General features: G+C 34.9%; 15 protein-coding genes, 6 tRNA genes and 1 pseudogene. 13 read left to right on the top strand and 9 right to left on the bottom strand.

The features are described from left to right. Positions 1 to 13 precede the first annotated feature (13 nt). The gene (locus LNQ81_RS02460; RefSeq protein WP_229944311.1) at positions 14 to 931 is read right to left on the bottom strand and encodes an IS1595 family transposase; all 918 of its coding nucleotides are present in this window, start codon (positions 929 to 931) and stop codon (positions 14 to 16) included. Positions 932 to 966: 35 nt separating this feature from the next. Here LNQ81_RS02460 and LNQ81_RS02455 point away from each other — a divergent pair, with 35 nt between their 5' ends. Both LNQ81_RS02455 and LNQ81_RS02450 read left to right on the top strand, forming a co-directional pair. Continuing rightward, on the top strand, positions 967 to 1701 hold the full coding sequence (locus tag LNQ81_RS02455) for a hypothetical protein (RefSeq protein WP_229944592.1): 735 nt from the start codon (positions 967 to 969) through the stop codon (positions 1699 to 1701). Between the two features lie 146 nt (positions 1702 to 1847). After that, positions 1848 to 3317, top strand: coding sequence for an SLC13 family permease (locus tag LNQ81_RS02450; RefSeq protein WP_229944590.1), 1470 nt, complete (start codon positions 1848 to 1850; stop codon positions 3315 to 3317). A 73-nt stretch (positions 3318 to 3390) separates the two neighbouring features. Here LNQ81_RS02450 and LNQ81_RS02445 read toward each other — a convergent pair whose 3' ends face one another. From LNQ81_RS02445 to LNQ81_RS02425, 5 genes are all read right to left on the bottom strand, one after another. Further along, positions 3391 to 4137, bottom strand: coding sequence for a glycerophosphodiester phosphodiesterase (locus tag LNQ81_RS02445; RefSeq protein WP_229944589.1), 747 nt, complete (start codon positions 4135 to 4137; stop codon positions 3391 to 3393). 200 nt (positions 4138 to 4337) lie between these two features. Next, positions 4338 to 5651: a 30S ribosomal protein S12 methylthiotransferase RimO gene (gene rimO / locus LNQ81_RS02440; RefSeq protein ID WP_229944588.1), complete on the bottom strand. Its 1314-nt coding sequence runs from the start codon at positions 5649 to 5651 to the stop codon at positions 4338 to 4340. Positions 5652 to 6426: 775 nt separating this feature from the next. Further along, positions 6427 to 7302, bottom strand: a complete 876-nt coding sequence (locus LNQ81_RS02435) for a hypothetical protein (RefSeq protein ID WP_229944586.1) — start codon at positions 7300 to 7302, stop codon at positions 6427 to 6429. A 110-nt stretch (positions 7303 to 7412) separates the two neighbouring features. Beyond that, positions 7413 to 8954: an OmpP1/FadL family transporter gene (locus LNQ81_RS02430; protein ID WP_229944585.1), complete on the bottom strand. Its 1542-nt coding sequence runs from the start codon at positions 8952 to 8954 to the stop codon at positions 7413 to 7415. A 26-nt stretch (positions 8955 to 8980) separates the two neighbouring features. Continuing rightward, complete coding sequence (locus tag LNQ81_RS02425) at positions 8981 to 9970, bottom strand: hypothetical protein (RefSeq protein WP_229944584.1); 990 nt, start codon at positions 9968 to 9970, stop codon at positions 8981 to 8983. A gap of 103 nt (positions 9971 to 10073) precedes the next feature. On the opposite strand from LNQ81_RS02425, the gene proS reads away from it, so the two are divergent. From proS to LNQ81_RS02370, 11 genes are all read left to right on the top strand, one after another. Then, positions 10074 to 11549 carry a proline--tRNA ligase gene (gene proS, locus LNQ81_RS02420; protein WP_229944583.1) on the top strand — a complete coding sequence of 492 codons (1476 nt, stop codon included), beginning with the start codon at positions 10074 to 10076 and terminating at the stop codon, positions 11547 to 11549. Positions 11550 to 11624: 75 nt separating this feature from the next. Further along, positions 11625 to 11696, top strand: a tRNA-Glu gene (locus tag LNQ81_RS02415). Between the two features lie 36 nt (positions 11697 to 11732). Beyond that, positions 11733 to 11804 (top strand) — tRNA-Glu (locus LNQ81_RS02410). 34 nt (positions 11805 to 11838) lie between these two features. After that, positions 11839 to 11910: transfer RNA gene (locus tag LNQ81_RS02405), tRNA-Glu, on the top strand. A 36-nt stretch (positions 11911 to 11946) separates the two neighbouring features. Continuing rightward, positions 11947 to 12018 (top strand) — tRNA-Glu (locus LNQ81_RS02400). Positions 12019 to 12057: 39 nt separating this feature from the next. Next, positions 12058 to 12129 (top strand) — tRNA-Glu (locus LNQ81_RS02395). Positions 12130 to 12168: 39 nt separating this feature from the next. Next, positions 12169 to 12240, top strand: a tRNA-Glu gene (locus LNQ81_RS02390). Between the two features lie 40 nt (positions 12241 to 12280). Then, positions 12281 to 12532 (top strand): 30S ribosomal protein S20, encoded by a 252-nt coding sequence (gene rpsT, locus LNQ81_RS02385; protein WP_121966952.1) that lies wholly within the window; start codon positions 12281 to 12283, stop codon positions 12530 to 12532. A 140-nt stretch (positions 12533 to 12672) separates the two neighbouring features. Next, positions 12673 to 14472 carry a translational GTPase TypA gene (typA, locus tag LNQ81_RS02380; protein ID WP_229944582.1) on the top strand — a complete coding sequence of 600 codons (1800 nt, stop codon included), beginning with the start codon at positions 12673 to 12675 and terminating at the stop codon, positions 14470 to 14472. 366 nt (positions 14473 to 14838) lie between these two features. Then, complete coding sequence (locus LNQ81_RS02375; RefSeq protein ID WP_229944581.1) at positions 14839 to 16137, top strand: dihydrolipoamide acetyltransferase family protein; 1299 nt, start codon at positions 14839 to 14841, stop codon at positions 16135 to 16137. 82 nt (positions 16138 to 16219) lie between these two features. Then, positions 16220 to 16921 (top strand): Dph6-related ATP pyrophosphatase, encoded by a 702-nt coding sequence (locus LNQ81_RS02370; protein ID WP_229944580.1) that lies wholly within the window; start codon positions 16220 to 16222, stop codon positions 16919 to 16921. Here the strand turns inward: LNQ81_RS02370 and LNQ81_RS02365 are convergent. The 3 genes and pseudogenes from LNQ81_RS02365 to LNQ81_RS02360 form a co-directional block, all read right to left on the bottom strand. Then, positions 16916 to 17185, bottom strand: a pseudogene (locus tag LNQ81_RS02365) (acyl-CoA thioesterase); the annotation flags it as partial. The gene LNQ81_RS02370 and the pseudogene LNQ81_RS02365 sit on opposite strands and share 6 nt — an antisense overlap. 18 nt (positions 17186 to 17203) lie before the next feature. Beyond that, positions 17204 to 17335: a hypothetical protein gene (locus LNQ81_RS18165; protein ID WP_255669390.1), complete on the bottom strand. Its 132-nt coding sequence runs from the start codon at positions 17333 to 17335 to the stop codon at positions 17204 to 17206. Between the two features lie 62 nt (positions 17336 to 17397). Continuing rightward, on the bottom strand, positions 17398 to 19401 hold the full coding sequence (locus LNQ81_RS02360) for a TonB-dependent receptor (RefSeq protein WP_229944578.1): 2004 nt from the start codon (positions 19399 to 19401) through the stop codon (positions 17398 to 17400). Positions 19402 to 19422 lie beyond the last annotated feature (21 nt).

Raw genomic sequence — 19422 nt, 5'->3', positions numbered from 1 at the left:
TTATGTATGTCCGTTATTTGTCATAAGCTGTAATATTGGCAATAATAAGCCTATCAAAGAGCTTTTCACCAAAGTATCTTCTATTAAGTTTATAAACGAATTCATCTAAGTAAGCTTGAAGGTATTTTCGTTTAATTTTATGGTAATTTCCCAGTAGATTTCTTTTAGCATTACTGATAGCTATATGTACCCATTTTAGAGTCTCTTTTGTTGTTTGTTCTGATGATTTTTCAGTAATATGTATCTGAACAAAATCTGAAATATCTACATAAGAAGTACTCTTATCAGTTAAGACAATGCTACTTTCTTCAATATTTTTCCTGATCATTTCATTAACACTTTCAGCTTTATGATCTTCTAAAACAACAGCTTTAAAAAAGCGTACATGATTTTGTTTTTCACCTGTTTCTATGTTCTCTAAAACTGTACTTTCAGCCATAATAGCAACATTTTGAACACCTGTAGATCCTCGACCACTTTTAGTTTTAGATTTCTCTATTTCAGATGTTTCTACTTTAAAATATCCCTCATCCATCTCTAACATTCCCTCTAAAGTATACTTGCTATCTCTATTACCCATTGCCTTGCGAAGCTTATGTACCATTGCCCATACTGGCTCATATCTTTTTAGTCCTAATTGCTTTTGAATTTCTAAAGTTGAAAAGCCTTTTTTAGTCGCTGTCATTAAGAACATTGTCTTATACCATATCAAAAAAGATAGTTTTGAATGCTCCATAATTGTACCACTTTTTAAAGTCATACGAGAACGACATTTTTTACATTCATAACTCCATCTACTTTGAATCCAATAGTGGGCATCATGACCACATCTTTGACAAGTAACTCCTAACTTATCACGTTGCTCTTTAAAATGTAAACGGCAAGCTTCTTCACTTGTAAATTCAGCCGAAAAGGTAAAAAGGTTTAGCATGACTTTCTTATGTTTTAGACTACAAATATAGCATTATGTCGTTAAACGGAGATACATTTACTTCTTTTAATGGTAACGTTGCTAACTCTGCTACATTAGGATTACCAGTAGCGAGTGATCCAAGGGATTTAAGTAAAATGAGTTATTCAGATAATCATTTTAGACATAAGTTGGTTATTTATGGTAATGCACCTAGTTTTTATGGGGTGAATGTTGGTGTTCGTTTCTCAGGAATTGGAGGGACTAGATATAGCTTGTTATCTGGAGGAAATACGAATGGAGACTTTGTCAGTGGTAGTAATGATTTAGCGTATGTATTTGATATCAATGATCCTAAGACTCCACAACATATTAAAGATGGATTACAGGCAATCATAGATAATCCAGAAGTAAGTAGTAGTCTTAAAGATTATATACAAAAAAGTTATGGCAGTGTAGCAGAACGCAATGGCGGTAAGAATAGCTTCTTTGGAGTTTTTGATTTACGTATAGCAAAAACATTTACTGTAAAAGGTAAGCATAGGTTTGAATTATCTGCAGACATTTTTAATGTAGCAAACTTGTTAAATAAAGATTGGGGAGTGAATAAGTCTATGAGAAGTCAATCGTTATATGCATTAGGAGCACCTAAGAAAGGTGATGTTGCAGCATTACCTGGTTTTGATAAAGATAAACAAGAGTTTAACTATAGAGTAAATACAAAAGGAACTCCTGTAAAGAGAGGAACTCCTTATCAAATACAAGTAGGATTAAAGTATAGTTTTAATTAACTTGCTTATAGATAGTATATTATATTAGTTTAATTAGATAATTCAAAAGAGATAGCTTGAGATAGCTATCTCTTTTATTTTATACCCACTGTAAAAGTGGCATAATGCGCTTAAATGTTGTAATTTTAACAGTTAAATGTTTGAATATGGAATTTGATTACTTTGACAAGATTAGGAAGATTAGAACTGGTATTCGTTTTTACAGTGAGCTATTAATAGAGGCTTCATGGAATATGTGGAATATCAAGACTAGGGTTGGTATCTTTTTCTTTTCATTGCTTGCAGCTTTAGCAGGGACTTATTTTTTGTCACCTGATGTTTTTACAGAGGCACAACGTTATACGATGTTTATTTTGATATTCTCTATATTGCTGTGGGCGACAGAAGCTATTCCTCCCTTTGCAGTTGGGATTATGATTATAGGTTTTCTAGTCTATACGATGGGGAATATGCAAGGGGCAACTATTTCTCCACAGGAGATATCCGCCACTTGGTCTGACAGTGTTATTTGGATATTTTTAGGAGGGTTCTTTTTAAGTGAGGGAATGCGAAAGACCAATCTCGACTTGTCGTTGTTTAAGAAGACAATCTCTATTTTTGGTTCTAATCCGAATACATTAGTATTGGGAATTATTATTGTTACCTCTATACTATCTTTGATTATCTCTAATACAGCTACAGCAGCGATGGTATTAGCTTCTGTGATGCCATTGATAGATAGAGAAGGTAAAGACTCATTGATGTCAAAAGCTATACTTATAAGTATTCCTGCAGCAGCTACCTTTGCGGGTATGATGAGTATGGTGTCAAGTCCACCTAACTTGATTGTGGTAAACGTGTTAAAGTCAAAGGGATTTGACGTAACATTCTCACAGTGGTTACTATTAGGTTTTGTACCTGCAGTAGTATTACTTGCGGCCTTTTGGTATGCAGTAGTACGCAAGTATACTTCTAAAGTTAAGGGATTAGATGTATCATTTGCTAATAAAGCATTAGATATGACTAATAATATGCGATTACAACGTCTAGCTGTTATTGTGATTTTAATAATTACTGTATTAATGTGGATGTTAGGAAGTAAATTGCATATACCTACAGCTGGGGCGGCTATGGTACCGATAGTATTCTTGCCTATGCTTGGTATTATTACAGCAGAAGATGTGCGTAGATTGCCTTGGGATACGCTGATGCTAGTAGCAGGAGGACTATCTCTAGGGATGGCTATTAAAGAACTATTAGCACCGTATTACTCACAGTTTTTAGCAGGTATGGAGTTTAATATGATTGTGATGATGATCATATTTGCTGTAGTTACAGTCTTATTCTCTAACATTATGAGTAGTACTGCTACTGCTACTATTGTGATTAATATAGCAGCTATCGTTTTACCTGCTGAGCAGTTATTACCTGTTGGTTTAGTAGTAGGTTTATGTTCTTCTTGTGGATTATTCTTACCAGTTTCTACACCACCTAACGCCATTGTATTTGGTACAGGAATGTTGAAGCAGAAAGACTTTGCCCTCGGAGGAATGTTTGGTGCTGTTTTAGGAACAACAATTATTATCTTATGGGTACTGTTCTTACAATACTTCACAGGATTCTTCGAAAGTATATAAACATTGATAAATAATAAAAGGCGTGTTCAATCAGAACACGCCTTTTTGCTTAAAATAATCTATTTGTATGAAATTAGATCCTCTCTGGGAAGTTGGTAATGATACCATCTACTTTTAATTCTTTTAGTACTTTGATATCACTAGGCTCATTTACAGTCCAAGGATAAATCTTTAAGTTAGCTTGTTTGATTTTGCTAACGTTCTCTGCATTGAGTTTTTTGAAATAAGGGTTGATAGCTACAGCTTTTACTTTATGTGCGAACTCAATAGCATCAGCAGGTTCTTTCTCTGTTAATACAGCGATGTCTATAGCCTTATTTGCTTTGCGCATTAATTCTAACTCATCCCATTTAAAACTAGAGATAATGAAGTTAGCATCTGTCCATCCTTTTTGCTTAAATGCTTCTATTACTTTAGCTGTAGGTTCTGCTGTCTTAGCACCTTTTAGCTCTATATTTAGTACAGCCTTTTTATCGATTGCTTCGATGATTTCTTCTAATGTAGGTATAAGGTATTTTTCATCTACTAGTAGCTTCTTTAATTCAGCCTTAGTATAGTCTTCTATTTTTCCTTTACCATTCGTTTTGCGTTCTAGGTTATCATCGTGGAATACCATAAGCGCACCATCTTTCACTGTGAATACATCTATCTCGATTACATCACATTTCATCTCTACAGCTTTCTTGATTGATTCTACTGTATTCTCTGTTATATGTCCCATAGCACCTCTGTGTCCTATGCGTAGTACGTTATTATCTTGTGCAAATGTTATTGAGCTCATCGCTAAACATAGTATTAAGAGCCTTTTTTGAAATTTCATAATCTTGTGTTTTAATATTGAAACAAATATGCGTGTTCTATATTATTCTAACTTTATCTAAAGATTATTGTAATGTAAAGATTAGTTAATCAACAGGATCAGATGCTTTATTATAAAGGTAAAATCTCTAAAGGCTACGTGGTTACTTATAAAAATAAAGATATAAAAAAAGCTGCTCATTTTTGAACAGCTTTAGTATGTTATTTTACTGGTGTACCGAATAAGTCAAACTCATAAGCACTATCAATGTGAATATCTGCAAACTCACCTATCTTAAGATAGTGTTGCGTAGCGTCTATTCTCACTTCGTTATCTACATCTGGACTATCAAACTCTGTACGTCCGATAAACTCAGTTCCTTCTTTTCTATCAATCACACAACGCAATGTTTGTCCAACTTTCTCTTGGTTTAAGTCAAAAGATATTTGCGCTTGGATCTCCATGATTTCGTTAGCACGTTGTTGTTTTACTTCTTCAGGAACATTGTCTTCTAAAGAATAAGCATGTGTGTTCTCTTCGTGAGAGTAAGCAAAACATCCTAGGCGTTCGAATTTCATCTCTTGTACCCAATCTTTCATGATTTGGAAATCCTCTTCAGTCTCTCCTGGGTAACCTACGATTAACGTAGTACGGATAGCCATTTCGGGTACAGCTTCTCTAAATTCTTTTAATAACTTAGTAGTCTTCGCTTGTGTAGTACCACGGCGCATAGACTTTAAGATATTATCCGAGATATGTTGTAATGGAATATCTAAGTAATTACAGATCTTAGGTTCTTTCTTCATTAACTCTAATACATCCATAGGGAATCCTGTAGGGAATGCATAGTGAAGACGGATCCATTCGATACCTTCTACTTTAGCAAGGTTCTCTAGTAACTCTGCTAAGTTTCTCTTTTTGTATAAATCTAATCCGTAGTAAGTCAAATCTTGAGCAATCAAGATTAGTTCTTTCACTCCGTTTTTAGCTAATCCTTCTGCTTCTTTTACTAACTTCTCAATAGGTTGAGATACGTGAGCACCTCTCATTAAAGGAATAGCACAGAAACTACAAGGACGGTCACATCCTTCAGCGATCTTAAGGTAAGCGTAGTTCTTAGGAGTAGTCGTCAGACGCTCTCCTAATAATTCGTGTTTATAGTCAGCACCTAATGCTTTTAATAATAAAGGCAAATCAGTAGTACCGAAATATTGGTCTACATTAGGTATTTCAGCTTCTAAATCAGGTCTATATCGCTCAGATAAACATCCAGTAACGAAGACTTTGTCAACAATACCTTCCTCTTTTTTCTCTACGTACTCAAGGATCGTGTTTACAGACTCTGCTTTTGCATTATTGATAAAACCACAAGTATTGATAACTACAATATTCGCTTCATCAGTAGCCGCTTCGTGTGTTACATCTTTTCCGCTCGCTTTTAATTGTCCCATTAACACTTCACTATCGTAAACGTTCTTAGAACAACCTAAAGTAATTACGTTGATTTTATTCTTTTTTAAAGTTTTGGTTCTCATTGATTTAAAAAAATTGGACTGCAAAATTACATCTTTTTTAGCTAGAAAGCATATGCTTTAGTATAATTATATGAATCACAGCATTTAATTATAAACATTCTGTTTTGACGAATGCCTAAAAGAATCACCTGCAAATAAAAAAGAAGACTTCTTTTTCATTTTAGGGATATAAAGGAGCTTATATGAGTTCAAAATAAGTATTTAAAACAGTGTTTTTTTTCAAAACACCTCCTTTTAAGGTGTATATAGAGAAATATTTGAAAAAGTGAATACATTTTTTTGACATGAGTAATTGTTAATATGTTTGTTTTTAGTGTGTTAGGTGTTTTTTGTTATGTTGTCACTATTTCTACAACCTCTCTCAATCCCAGTAAGAATCAGTATGCATGCTAAGTTGCTCGAGGATTACTCGAGTATTAGCCGTAAATAGTCGGTTTGAGAAAGATTATACGAGAAAAGGTTCTTGTATTGATAGGGGACTCTCGAATAGGTGAGGATCATGATTAAATAGGAGATGAGTTTTAGTTAGAAGAAGAGAGATGAACTATTAGTTATGTGTTATGATTATGATCGTGTGAAATGTGGTATATTTATTTGTATATATTAAAGAGGTGGTGTTATGGAGGTAGGAGATGGTTGAATAATGACTATAGGGGACTAAGGGGTAAGTGGCTTTTATACTTAATACTACAGTAATAAAACAAAAAAAGGTTGCCAAATAAATGACAACCTCTTGATATGGTTAAGTATATTGTTCTTAGAACAATTGCTCTTATTATAATCTAAAGATACCTCCGAATGCGATAACTGTCTGACCGAACCAGAAGTTGTGCATCGCTTTATCCGCTTTATCAGAAGTAGTACGTACATCATACATATCGATGTATCCACCTTTAAGTTCTGCTTGAACGAAGAAGTGCTTAAAGAATGTAATGTTAAGACCAGCTTTAGCAGAGAAACCTAATCCAGCTACGTGGAACTCATCGTATCTTTCTTTTCCTAATAATTTTGTATTCGTTTTTGGGAATACTAAACCAAAACCTACACCTTCAGTAAGGTTGATTTGTACTTTATCTGTATTCCAAATACCGAATAATTTAGATATATCATCTACACGGTTTATTTCAGCATTGATGTAGTTTAATCCATCAGTGTGTTCGAATGTAAGGAATTCTTCTGTCAATAGTACCTTTCCTGGTTCTCCAGGTACTCTCTCTCCATATATTCCATTTCCATTTTCACCTGTATCATTAGATCCTGGATAGTGTCCTGTATAGTTGACTATTTTGTCTTGATCCATTACATACTTCATGTGATCTACTCCAAAAGAGATGTTGTATTTATCACTGATAAAATAACCTACCCTTAAGTTAGTCTGTGGAATTGTCATACGAGTAGGGTTAATGTAGTCTATGTGCCATCCTTTAGGTCTGTCAGATGCTTGTACATTCTCTAATGTAAAGTCATAATCGTCACCTCTGAATCTGATATCAGAATTAGTAAAGTAACCACGGTTACCACCCCAGTAAATATAGAATTTACCTTTGTTAGAATCTGTATAACGCAATGGCGTAGTTACGGCTTCTTGAGCAAAACTTGTAGCGGTAGCAAGCAAGCATATTGCTGTGAAAAGTTTAAAAATACACTTCATTATTTGCTTTTTATTATATTTTATAAAATCGAACTGCAAATGTATAATAAAAAAATCTCTTTACTGGTTTATCCAATAAAGAGATTAAGTACTCTATCTTCTAAATTATCTTAGAAGTTAATATTATAAGTTAAACTAACAAAGTTGTTTGTCGTTTTAATATTTGCAGCAGTATGGTTACTAAGGCCTGTAGTATCTACTAGGTACGTTTTGTAAGACTGGGTATTTCTTGAATAAGATAAATCTAATCTAGAGCTTCCAAAAGTGTATCCTATACCAGCAGAGGCACTGTTTAAGTCACCATACATTTTAAAGTCATCTTTATATGGACTTTGTTCAAAGCGATATCCAGCTCTTAAACTAACTTGTTTAATTAAGTATTCTCCTCCAATACGAATTTCACTAGTTCCCTTCATCATCGTAGTGATTCCTTCATTTAAACCATAATACGTGTCATCACTTGTAGGTTTAAATTTATTGTCGCTATAATCTTTATAAGTATAGTCAACACTAATCAATCCTTTATCTTTAAATATGTAGGCTAAACTTCCTGTAAAATGAGACGGAGTTTGTATGCGGTAGCTATTTGATAAGTTAACAACTCTAGGAAAGAATGTAACTGTACCATCATCTTGTAAATTATTGCGCATACCTTGAGTTAATTCGTCTTTTAGTGAATACCAAGTAGGTGATTGGTATGATACCCCAGCTCTTAACTCTTCTGTAATTTTACCAATAACTCCTAGATTAAATGAGAAACCAGTACCATAAGTATATGTACTATTAAAGTAATTAATCTGAGAGATAGCTCCTTTACCGCCTGGGTTTTCAATGTTTTCGCGTGCATGGCTATCTACTGTGTGGTCTACTACATGTATATTAGCGTTTGCTCCTACATAAAATCTGTCTCCTATCTGTGCAGCGAAGTTACCTGAGAATTTGCTGGTAAAACCTCTAGAACTTACATGTCTTGACTGATCATATTTACTGTTCTGGTTATAGTTAGCTACATAGGTACCGTCTTGTTGCCCTGCTTTAATAATATCAGTTTGATGAGCAAAAAAAGCTTGTTGGCCAACATATCCTCCATAATAACCAGCATCACTATAAGTTTGATCGTAATCATTTATTCCTCCTGGATTCGCAATGTTATGAGGGACTCTAGCATTATTAGCCATATCTAAGAAGTAATCTCCTATGCTGTTATTAGGGTTAGTTCCTCTGAAGAACATGTTATTTCTTAAATTTTTAGTGTTATCATAATTTAATCCAATAGTGAACTTCTTCATAGTAGCATTTTCATTATAGTTGTTAAAAACGAAAACGGCACCCATTTGACCTAAATCTAATCCATCATAAGATTCTTTCTCAGTATTATTATAATAGTTTGACTTATTAGATTTACCTAGATAAGATAAGCTAAATGCTGCACTATTATAGTTAAAAATAGCACCACCAGCAGGGTTAATACTAATAGCTGATAAGTCTCCTCCTACAGCTCCAAAGGCTCCACTCATTCCTCTAAAACGAGCTGTACCATTTAGGTCTGACTGATTATATCTCATTATATCAGTTGGTGTAGGCTCTTGTGCATATGTAGATGCAGCTGTAAGTAGAATAGAGCTTACTAATGTATAGAAATGTTTGTTCATTTTGATTGTCATGTTTTACTTATATATTATCTACTGTAACTGCTACGTGAGCCACCTCCACCTGAGGAACTTCTAGAACCTCCACTATAGCTACTTCCACCACCACGAGAGTATGAAGATGAAGAAGAAGGCGTAGAGTATGAACTTCTTGAATAAGAGCTTCTAGAATTATTAGAATTACTGTTATTAGAAGAGTTATTATAACGAGGGTTATTTGAATTAGTCCCATAAGAAGATCTCGAATATGAGCTTCTAGAGCTATTGTTATAACTAGAATTAGAGCTGTTTCCTCTATCATAGTTTTGATATGAAGATCTCGAATAAGAAGATCGACCAGAGTTAGAGTAATTAGTATTACCTCTACCAGAATAGCTACTACGTGAATATGAAGAATTACCTTGATAACCACTATTGTTATAAGAAGATCTAGAGTAACTAGATCTACCACTATTAGGATAAGTTACAGTAGAGTAGTAACTGTTGCGGTAAGGATAGTAACCTCCGTAGTAAGGATGACCGTAGTATCCGCCCCATGGACTTCCATAGTATCCACCACCCCAGCCCCAACCGAAGCCAAATCCAAAACCACCGCCCCAATATGAGCCATAATATCCTCCGTAATAAGGAGAACCATATCCGTATCCATAATAAGGAGAGCCATAGTATCCATTATTGTAGTAATTGATACTAATACTACTTGGTTCAGTACCCCAAGAGCCATATGATACGGCTTGTTTTGGTTTGTGTTTGATCACACTGTCATTTACGGACGAAGTATATTGGTTTACATCTGTGAAGTATTCTAAGTCATCACTTTTAGACTTAAAGTATTCCTCATAGTATTTGCCGTCAGGATTTTGATTATTGCGATATTGTTGAGTGTTTCCACTTTGACTATATACACCATCATTATAAGAGGTGTTATAATACGAACCACAAGAAACAGTTAGTCCTCCTATAAGTAAAAACATTCCGATTTTACTTAGTATTTTTGAAGTTTGGATAATTGTTTTCATTTCGTTGTTTTTTTAATTGTCGGTCAAAACAAATTTAGTTAGTTTTGTGGAATTATTATAGTTAATTAAGAGTTAAACAATTTTAACTGCTAATGTATTAAAAATGAGCAAGAATATTACTAAAAGAAGTGAGGATTACTCTAAATGGTACAATGAATTAGTTGTCAAAGCAGATTTGGCAGAGAATTCAGGTGTACGTGGATGTATGGTTATCAAACCTTACGGATATGCTATCTGGGAGAAGATGCAAGCAGAGTTAGACAAGAAATTTAAAGAAACTGGTCACCAAAATGCTTATTTCCCCTTGTTTATCCCCAAGTCTTATTTTAGTAAGGAGGCAAGTCACGTAGATGGATTTGCTAAGGAGTGTGCAGTAGTGACTCATTACCGATTAAGAACAGCAGAGGACGGAAAGACTATCGAAGTAGATCCTGATGCAAGGTTAGAGGAGGAGTTAATCGTACGTCCTACATCAGAAACAATTATTTGGGATACATATAGAAAATGGATTGAGTCATACCGTGACTTACCTATCTTAGTGAATCAATGGGCGAACGTAGTTCGTTGGGAGATGAGAACTCGTTTGTTCTTAAGAACAGCTGAGTTTTTATGGCAAGAAGGACATACAGCGCATGCTACTGAAAAAGAAGCTGTAGCTGAGGCAGAACAAATGTTAGATGTATATGCAGATTTCGCGGAGAACTTTATGGCTATTCCAGTAGTTAAAGGATTCAAAACAGAGAATGAGCGTTTCGCAGGAGCGATAGAGACATACTGTATTGAAGCATTAATGCAGGATGGTAAAGCGTTACAAGCAGGTACATCACATTTTTTAGGACAGAACTTTGCTAAGGCATTTGACGTTAAGTTTACATCTCAAGAAGGTAAACAAGAGCATGTATGGGCTACTTCATGGGGAGTTAGTACACGATTAATGGGAGCATTAGTTATGACACACTCTGATGATAATGGATTGGTATTACCACCGAACTTAGCACCTATACAAGTTGTAATCGTACCTATTCATAAAACTGATGAACAGTTAGAAGCTATTCGCGAAGAGGTGAAAAAGATTACAGATAGATTTAAGAAGTTAAATATATCGTTCAAATTTGATGACCGTACAACTTTTAAACCAGGTTGGAAGTTCAATGAATATGAATTGAAAGGAGTACCTGTGCGTATAGCTGTGGGACCTAAAGATTTAGAGAATGGTACATTTGAGGTAGCACGTCGTGATACATTTACAAAAGAAGTAGTTGCTAAAGACGGAATCGTGGAATATGTCCAAGATTTATTAGAAACTATTCAAAAAGATCTTTTTGACAGAGCATATCAATATAGAGCTGATCATATGACAGAAGTAAATTCTTTTGAAGAATTTAAAGAAGTGTTAGATGGTAAAGGAGGATTTGTTTCAGCGCATTGGGATGGTACTGTTGAGACAGAAGAAAAGATTAAAGAGCTTACTAAAGCTACAATTCGCTGTATTCCAATTGATAGAAAAGAAGAAGAGGGAGTATGTGTGTTTACAGGTAAGCCATCAAAGGGAAGAGTATTATTTGCTAAAGCATATTAATTTCGATTTTTTTTGTTTTTCTCTTGCGGGATAAAAAATTTATTGTAGTTTTGCATCCGCATTAGAGAAACAAATGGTCCGTTCGTCTAGGGGTTAGGACGCCAGGTTTTCATCCTGGTAACAGGGGTTCGATTCCCCTACGGACTACAAGGTTCCTTTTTAATGGGATTTCTAATGCAAGTTGGTCCGTTCGTCTAGGGGTTAGGACGCCAGGTTTTCATCCTGGTAACAGGGGTTCGATTCCCCTACGGACTACAGTTCTTTGAATAAAATATATAGATAATTTAATGGTCCGTTCGTCTAGGGGTTAGGACGCCAGGTTTTCATCCTGGTAACAGGGGTTCGATTCCCCTACGGACTACAGATTCTTTTATAAGAGTTTATACATTATATTATTGGTCCGTTCGTCTAGGGGTTAGGACGCCAGGTTTTCATCCTGGTAACAGGGGTTCGATTCCCCTACGGACTACAGATTCTCTTTATGGGAGTTTATATATTTTAAAACAATGGTCCGTTCGTCTAGGGGTTAGGACGCCAGGTTTTCATCCTGGTAACAGGGGTTCGATTCCCCTACGGACTACAAATCTCTTTTTATTAGAGAAAAAATGATTATATTTACGGTCCGTTCGTCTAGGGGTTAGGACGCCAGGTTTTCATCCTGGTAACAGGGGTTCGATTCCCCTACGGACTACAAGAGAAAAATAGTATAGACTTAATAAAATATTTAAGAAATGGCAAATCATAAGTCAGCTTTAAAAAGAATTAGAAGTAACGAAAAGAAAAGAGTGTTAAACAGATATCAGCATAAAACAACTCGTAATGCTATCAAAGCTTTACGTTTGATCGAAGATCAAAAAGATGCTGCTGTTAAATTACCATTAGTAGTTTCAATGATTGATAAATTAGCTAAGAAAAATATCATTCATGACAACAAAGCTTCTAACTTGAAATCAAAATTAACAAAACACGTTGCTGCTTTATAATTGTATAGAGACAACGATTTGGTTTGTAAGTAAAAAAATATCAAGCTCTCAATATCTGAGAGCTTTTTTTGTTGATACTATTTGTTTTAAAATGAATATATTTGCAACGCGAAAAGAGAATTAATTTTTAAAATCCCTATATGACACCAATTAGGAATATTGCTATTATAGCACACGTTGACCACGGTAAAACTACTATGGTTGATAAAATTTTACACCACTGTCAATTATTTCGTGAGAATGAAAGCACAGGAGAATTGATTTTAGACAACGAAGATATCGAAAGAGAAAGAGGAATTACTATTGTTTCTAAGAACGTTTCGGTAAGCTATAAAGGAACAAAAATTAATATTATCGATACTCCAGGTCACGCGGATTTTGGTGGTGAAGTAGAACGTGTATTGAACATGGCTGATGGTGTTCTTTTGATTGTAGATGCTTTCGAAGGACCTATGCCTCAAACTCGTTTCGTACTTCAAAAAGCGATTAGTTTAGGTTTAAAACCTTGTGTAGTAGTAAACAAAGTTGACAAAGAAAACTGTACTCCAGAAGAAGTACACGAGAAAGTGTTTGACTTAATGTTTGAACTTGGAGCAGAAGAGTGGCAGATGGATTTCCCAGCTGTATACGGATCTGCTAAGAACAACTGGATGTCTAATGATTGGAAACAACCAACAGACTCTTTTGAACCATTATTAGATATGGTTTTAGAGCACATTCCAGCTGCTGAAATGAAAGAAGGAACTCCTCAAATGTTGATTACATCGTTAGATTTCTCTACATTCACAGGACGTATTGCTATTGGTCGTTTACATAGAGGTGTTTTAAAAGAGGGAATGAATATTTCTTTAGTTAAGAGAGACGGGAAAATCGTTAAATCTAAAATTAAAGAACTACAAACTTTCGAAGGTTTAGGACGTATGAAAGTTAGTGAAGTACGTGCAGGTGATATCTGTGCTGTAGTAGGTATTGAAGGATTTGAGATTGGTGATGTTATTGCTGATTTTGAAAACCCAGAAGCATTGCCAACTATCACTATCGATGAGCCTACAATGAGTATGTTATTTACTATTAATGACTCTCCATTCTTCGGTAAAGAAGGTAAATATGTTACCTCTAGACACATTAAAGATCGTTTAGCAAAAGAATTAGAGAAAAACTTGGCTTTACGTGTACATGATACTGATAGTGCTGATAAATTTATGGTATTCGGACGTGGTGTATTGCACTTATCTGTATTGATCGAGACAATGCGTCGTGAAGGATATGAATTACAAATTGGGCAGCCACAGGTAATCATCAAAGAAATAGATGGTGCTAAATGTGAGCCTGTAGAGGAGTTGACTATTGATATCCCAGAGAACTTATCAGGACGTGCTGTAGAGTATGTTTCCTTAAGAAAAGGTGAAATGCTAAGTATGGAACCTAAAGGAGAGCGTATGATCATTAAATTCTTAATTCCTTCTAGAGGTATTATTGGTTTAAGAAATCAACTATTAACAGCGACTGCTGGTGAGGCTATTATGTCACACCGTTTCTTAGAGTATCAACCATACAAAGGTGAAATCGCTGGACGTAACAATGGTTCATTAATCTCTATGGAGAATGGTAAAGCTATTCCTTACTCTATTGATAAATTACAAGATCGTGGTAAATTCTTCGTTAGTGCTAATGATGAGATTTACGAAGGTCAAGTTATCGGTGAGAACTCTCGTAGTGATGATATGTGTATTAACGTAACTAAGGCTAAAAAACAGTCTAACGTTCGTTCTTCAGGAAATGATGAAAAAGCGAGAATTATCCCTCCAATCATTTTCTCATTAGAGGAAGCTTTAGAGTACATCCAAAAAGATGAGTACGTTGAGGTAACTCCAAAATCTTTACGTTTAAGAAAAATCTACTTAAAAGAGACAGATCGTAAACGTAATGTTATCAAATAATAAATGTATTATTTTATATATGAAAGTAAGCCGACCATTCCTGGTCGGCTTTTTTGTTTGTATAAGGTCTTATAAGTTTGTAGGTTTAGATGCTATCTTTTTGTATATTTCAAGCAATTATCACATGTAGAAGTCTTTTTTTGACTTAAATAGGCAAATCTCTATAGGTAGTAGAATTGTATACTTTGGAATAAAATTCAAAAGAAAATAGGTAAAAAAACAGAATTTAAATAGATGTGATGAGAGTAATTAGGCAATAGAAGTATAGTTTTTGAGAGAATGATAATTTTATTTTTGTCTATTAAAAGTCTGAAATATTATTAAATTTGTAATTTGTATTAGAAAACACAACCTTAGGTTATAAATATGGCAAAGTTCGAATTGAAATTACCCAAAATGGGAGAGAGTGTTGCAGAGGCAACAATTACAAACTGGTTGAAGAATGTAGGGGATCATATTGACGCTGATGAGACAGTATTAGAAATCGCTACTGATAAAGTGGATAGTGAAGTACCGTCAGAAGTTGAAGGAACTTTGGTAGAAATATTATTCCAAGTAGATGATGTTGTTCAAGTAGGACAAACTATCGCTATTATAGAAACAGAAGGTGGTGCAGCTGCTCCAGCTCCAGTAAAGGCTAGTGCTCCTGCGGAAGCTAAAGTTATAGCGGAAACAGTAACAGCAGCGCAAGATACAGTATCAACTCCAGTAGATTTCTCTGACTCTGAGAAATTCTTTTCACCTTTAGTGAGGAATATCGCAAAAGAAGAAGGTGTCTTGTTAGCAGAATTAGAAGCTATCGTTGGAACTGGAAAAGATGCAAGAGTTACTAAAAATGATATTTTAGAGTACGTAAAAAATAGAGGTAATCAACCTCAAGCAGTTGCTGCAAAAGTAGAAGCTCCTAAAGCTGCTGCACAGACTGCTACTAAAGCAGCTCCAGTATCTGTAAACGGTGCTGACGAAATCGTAGAGATGGATCGTATGCGTAAGCTTATCGCTGGATATATGGTTAAGTCTGTTCAGACTTCTGCTCACGTACAGTCATTCATCGAAGTAGATGTGACGAATATCGTTAACTGGAGAAATAAAGTGAAAAACTCATTCGAGAAGAGAGAAGGAGAGAAATTAACATTCACACCTATCTTTATGGAAGCTGTTGCGAAAGCATTAAAAGACTTCCCTGGAATGAATATTTCTGTTGAGGGTGATTATATCATTAAGAAAAAGAATATTAACTTAGGTATGGCTGCTGCATTACCAAACGGAAACTTAATTGTACCAGTTATTAAAAATGCTGATCAATTAAACTTAGTTGGTATGGCTAAAGCTGTAAACGACTTAGGTAACCGTGCTAAAGCTGGTAAGTTAAAACCAGACGATACACAAGGTAGTACATATACAGTAACTAACGTAGGAACATTTGGAAGTGTATTCGGTACGCCGATTATCAACCAACCAGAAGTAGGTATCCTTGCTTTAGGTGCTATTCGTAAAGTACCAGCAGTTATCGAAACTCCAGAAGGAGACTTCATCGGTATCCGTCAGAAGATGTTCTTGTCTCATAGCTACGACCACAGAGTAGTAGATGGTGCATTAGGAGGACAGTTCGTTCAGAGAGTAGCTCAAATACTAGAAGCATTCGATCCAAATAGAGAAGTATAATTCTTTATCATCATAAATTAATTAAACGGTTTCACTTTAGTGAGACCGTTTTTTTTATATCTTGTTTATAAACTAAAATAGAATGAGAAAAGCTTTCTTAAATTGGAGTAGTGGTAAGGATGCCGCTTATTCATTGTATCAGATACAACAAGGAGATGAATTAGAAGTAGTACGTCTAATGACGACTGTCAATGAGCATTTCGGACGTGTATCTATGCACGGAATAAGAGAAGAAGTATTAAAACGACAAGCAGAGTGTATAGGGTTACCTTTAGATATTGTATATCTAACAGAGAAGCTAACACTAGAGGAATACGAAAGTATAATCATAAGTAAACTAAATGAGTATGCTAATAAAGGAATAGTGGATAGCATCTATGGAGATATACTCTTAGAAGATTTAAAGGTATTTAGAGAAGCTCAATTAAATAGATTAAATATCACAGGTGTATTTCCACTGTGGAATAGAGATACTACAGAATTAGTATACGAAATGATAGACAGTGGATTAAAGACAATCGTGATTTGCGTAAATGAACAATACTTAGATAAGAGTTTTATAGGGCGTACGATTGATAGGCAATTTATCGCTGATCTGCCTGAGGGAGTTGACCCTTGTGGAGAGAATGGAGAGTTTCATACCTTCGTATATGATGGACCAATGTTTAAAAAACCTGTTCCTTTTGAATTGGGTAATATTGTTTACAAAACTTATGATGCTCCTAAACAATGTCATCAAAAGGAGATATTACAGTACGGCTTTTGGTTCTTAGAGATTCTATAAGGTGAATTTGTTTTGTAGTATTTCAGGAACGGAGACTGTAGTTTTGTTTTGATAATCGAAAGTTACCATGCCTGTTTTTGCTTTAGCGATTATTTTGCTGTCTGTTTGAACTAAGTAATATAAGTCAAAGCTCACTCTACTAAAATCGCCAGCTACCACCTGAATAGATAAAGTATCACCATAGAAGGTTTCATTTTTATACTCAATAGCGACATTAGCCATAATAAGACCTACACTAGCACAATCCATTTCTGTATATCCAAAGTGTGATAAAAATAGAACTCAGGCTGCATGCGAGATTGATAATAGTTTATCATTACCTAAGTGGTTGCCATAATTAAGGTCAGTTATTCGTACAGGTATTTTCGTTTCGAAGATAAATTCAGTCGGTAGGTTTAGTTTTACTCTTGCCATAATAATATTTAGATGATAGTAATGTACAAAAAAACCAGTAGCGATGTTACTGGTTTTATATATTATAGTTTATATGTCAAATTGACAAAGAAGTTTCTACCAGGGTTAGGTATCTTGTTCCAGTCTGCATAAGTAGAATAATAAGTGTCTAATATATTTTCTACACCGATACCTATATTTAGAGATTTTGACTTAATAGCAAAGTCATAATTCGCATTCCAATCTAGTATAGCGTAAGAAGGCGTTCTAACTTCTCCATATGCTTCTGCTGCATTGTTCTTCACTGCGTTTCCTTTAATACTTAGCTGTGTTTTAAACGCATTGTATTTATAGTCAACAGCTGTTCTATAGGCTACTGGAGCTATAAAAGGTAAGGTGTTTTTGTCACTATCTTTTCCGTAGCTATAAGTTAGTCCACCTGATACTTTCCAATTCGCATCTATGTTGTATGTAAAGTTCCAATCTAATGTACCTTGTATAGCATGATCTATATTCGCATATTTCTTAACACCTAAGCCACCATATGTCATCGCATTGTACACAGGATCTATTACACCGATAATATAATTATTTAAGTAGAATATAGAACCTGATACTTTAGTAGAGAATGCAGGTGTTGCATACTTAACAAAGAAGTTTGCTTCATACGAAGATTCATTCTTTAGATTAGGATTACCGATGTAATCATAGCGATCTCCACTATTAAATAAATAATAGCCATAGCCTTCTGATACAGAAGGAGCGCGGTTACCATACCCTATACCTATTCCATATAGCCATTCATTTTCAAAACGTTCATAGTTAAGAGCAAAGTTTCCTACTGTACGTGTTTTATTCTGTTTAAAAGTATCGTCATTTAAGAATATACTCAACTGATCAACTCCTTTTTGACTCACATGATTAAAGTTAATACCTAATGTTCCAGAAACAAGTAGGCTATTCTTATCATCTATTTGCCAATGGTCTTTGATTGTAAGACCACCATAATTCGTTTTTATATTAGGCCAAGTATAAGCAAACATATTTGTAGCCCCTGGTATATTAGAAAGCATTGTCATCTCTGCTAATGACTTGTTATAATATGTATTTGCATTAATACTTACATGGTGTTTCTCTTTTACTGTGGTAGTAAGGGTAGTATAAGCACCATAAGTATCTGTCCAACCAGGCATATTCATTCGGATAGGAACTATAGGGCGCTTTGTATCATCCATTCGATGTGTGATCGTGTTGTAATACAACTTAGTTTCCCATTTGTCTATCCATGAGTCAGTAGGGGCGTAAGTATGCTTAAACGAAGTAATGATAGCCTCTGCCAATCCTACATCCATAGGAAGTGCAGGATATCCCACATCAGTAGCCTTGTCATATATAATAGAGGCTTCTAAGCTATTGCTTTCATTGATAGCATACCCAATAATACCCGAAGCGTTTAACTTTCTGAATTGAGAATATTGTATTTCTTTATTTCTCCCAGCTTTATAGTTATCAGCATCTCTAAACATAATAGAACCACTAGCGTAAAACTTCTTAGAGGTAAAGTCAAAGTTACCACCTATTATCTTTTGTTTGTTGATACTTTCAAAACCTGTTTGTACTTGTCCTTGAAAAGTATTTTGTTCTGTGAAGGATAGTTTACGCGTGCGCAAATCAATACTTCCACCAAGAGTTGCCCCAAACATAGAACCCTGTGACCCAGAAGTAATATCCATTCCATCTAGGTTGTTAACCTCAACATACGATGTGATAGGATCCATCTTATCTGTACATGCATGGAATATCTGCATACCATCTATAGTTTGTCTGGTACGTTCGATAGCCATGTTATTGATCATTGGTTCCCAAGCATAAGCACCTCTTCTCACTAAAGTAATATTCTCTTGTTTGGCAAGGTAATCATCAACTGAAGCTAAAGGTTTTTTGTCTTGTAGGTTTTTGCTTTGAGATTGGTGAGTAACAACGACTTCTTGTAGAGCGCTGTTACTTATTGTATCATTTGTCTGACCAATAACTAATGTTGGTAAGATAACGAATACGCTTATAATATGTTTTCTTTTTAATATCATGTCAAATGGGGTACTTGTATA

This window comes from Myroides oncorhynchi (assembly GCF_020905415.1).
GTDB classification, from domain to species: Bacteria; Bacteroidota; Bacteroidia; order Flavobacteriales; family Flavobacteriaceae; genus Flavobacterium; species Flavobacterium oncorhynchi_A.
The sequence above is the reverse complement of the archived record's forward strand: the minus strand, read 5'-3'. Positions and strand labels throughout refer to the sequence as shown.

Excerpts from the sequence above, each read along its gene's own strand:
- LNQ81_RS02460 (WP_229944311.1), bottom strand. The coding sequence starts at position 931 with ATGCTAAACCTTTTTACCTTTTCGGCTGAATTTACAAGTGAAGAAGCT.
- LNQ81_RS02455 (WP_229944592.1), top strand. The coding sequence starts at position 967 with ATGTCGTTAAACGGAGATACATTTACTTCTTTTAATGGTAACGTTGCT.
- LNQ81_RS02450 (WP_229944590.1), top strand. The coding sequence starts at position 1,848 with ATGGAATTTGATTACTTTGACAAGATTAGGAAGATTAGAACTGGTATT.
- LNQ81_RS02445 (WP_229944589.1), bottom strand. The coding sequence starts at position 4,137 with ATGAAATTTCAAAAAAGGCTCTTAATACTATGTTTAGCGATGAGCTCA.
- rimO (WP_229944588.1), bottom strand. The coding sequence starts at position 5,651 with ATGAGAACCAAAACTTTAAAAAAGAATAAAATCAACGTAATTACTTTA.
- LNQ81_RS02435 (WP_229944586.1), bottom strand. The coding sequence starts at position 7,302 with ATGAAGTGTATTTTTAAACTTTTCACAGCAATATGCTTGCTTGCTACC.
- LNQ81_RS02430 (WP_229944585.1), bottom strand. The coding sequence starts at position 8,954 with ATGAACAAACATTTCTATACATTAGTAAGCTCTATTCTACTTACAGCT.
- LNQ81_RS02425 (WP_229944584.1), bottom strand. The coding sequence starts at position 9,970 with ATGAAAACAATTATCCAAACTTCAAAAATACTAAGTAAAATCGGAATG.
- proS (WP_229944583.1), top strand. The coding sequence starts at position 10,074 with ATGAGCAAGAATATTACTAAAAGAAGTGAGGATTACTCTAAATGGTAC.
- rpsT (WP_121966952.1), top strand. The coding sequence starts at position 12,281 with ATGGCAAATCATAAGTCAGCTTTAAAAAGAATTAGAAGTAACGAAAAG.
- typA (WP_229944582.1), top strand. The coding sequence starts at position 12,673 with ATGACACCAATTAGGAATATTGCTATTATAGCACACGTTGACCACGGT.
- LNQ81_RS02375 (WP_229944581.1), top strand. The coding sequence starts at position 14,839 with ATGGCAAAGTTCGAATTGAAATTACCCAAAATGGGAGAGAGTGTTGCA.
- LNQ81_RS02370 (WP_229944580.1), top strand. The coding sequence starts at position 16,220 with ATGAGAAAAGCTTTCTTAAATTGGAGTAGTGGTAAGGATGCCGCTTAT.
- LNQ81_RS18165 (WP_255669390.1), bottom strand. The coding sequence starts at position 17,335 with ATGGCAAGAGTAAAACTAAACCTACCGACTGAATTTATCTTCGAAACG.
- LNQ81_RS02360 (WP_229944578.1), bottom strand. The coding sequence starts at position 19,401 with ATGATATTAAAAAGAAAACATATTATAAGCGTATTCGTTATCTTACCA.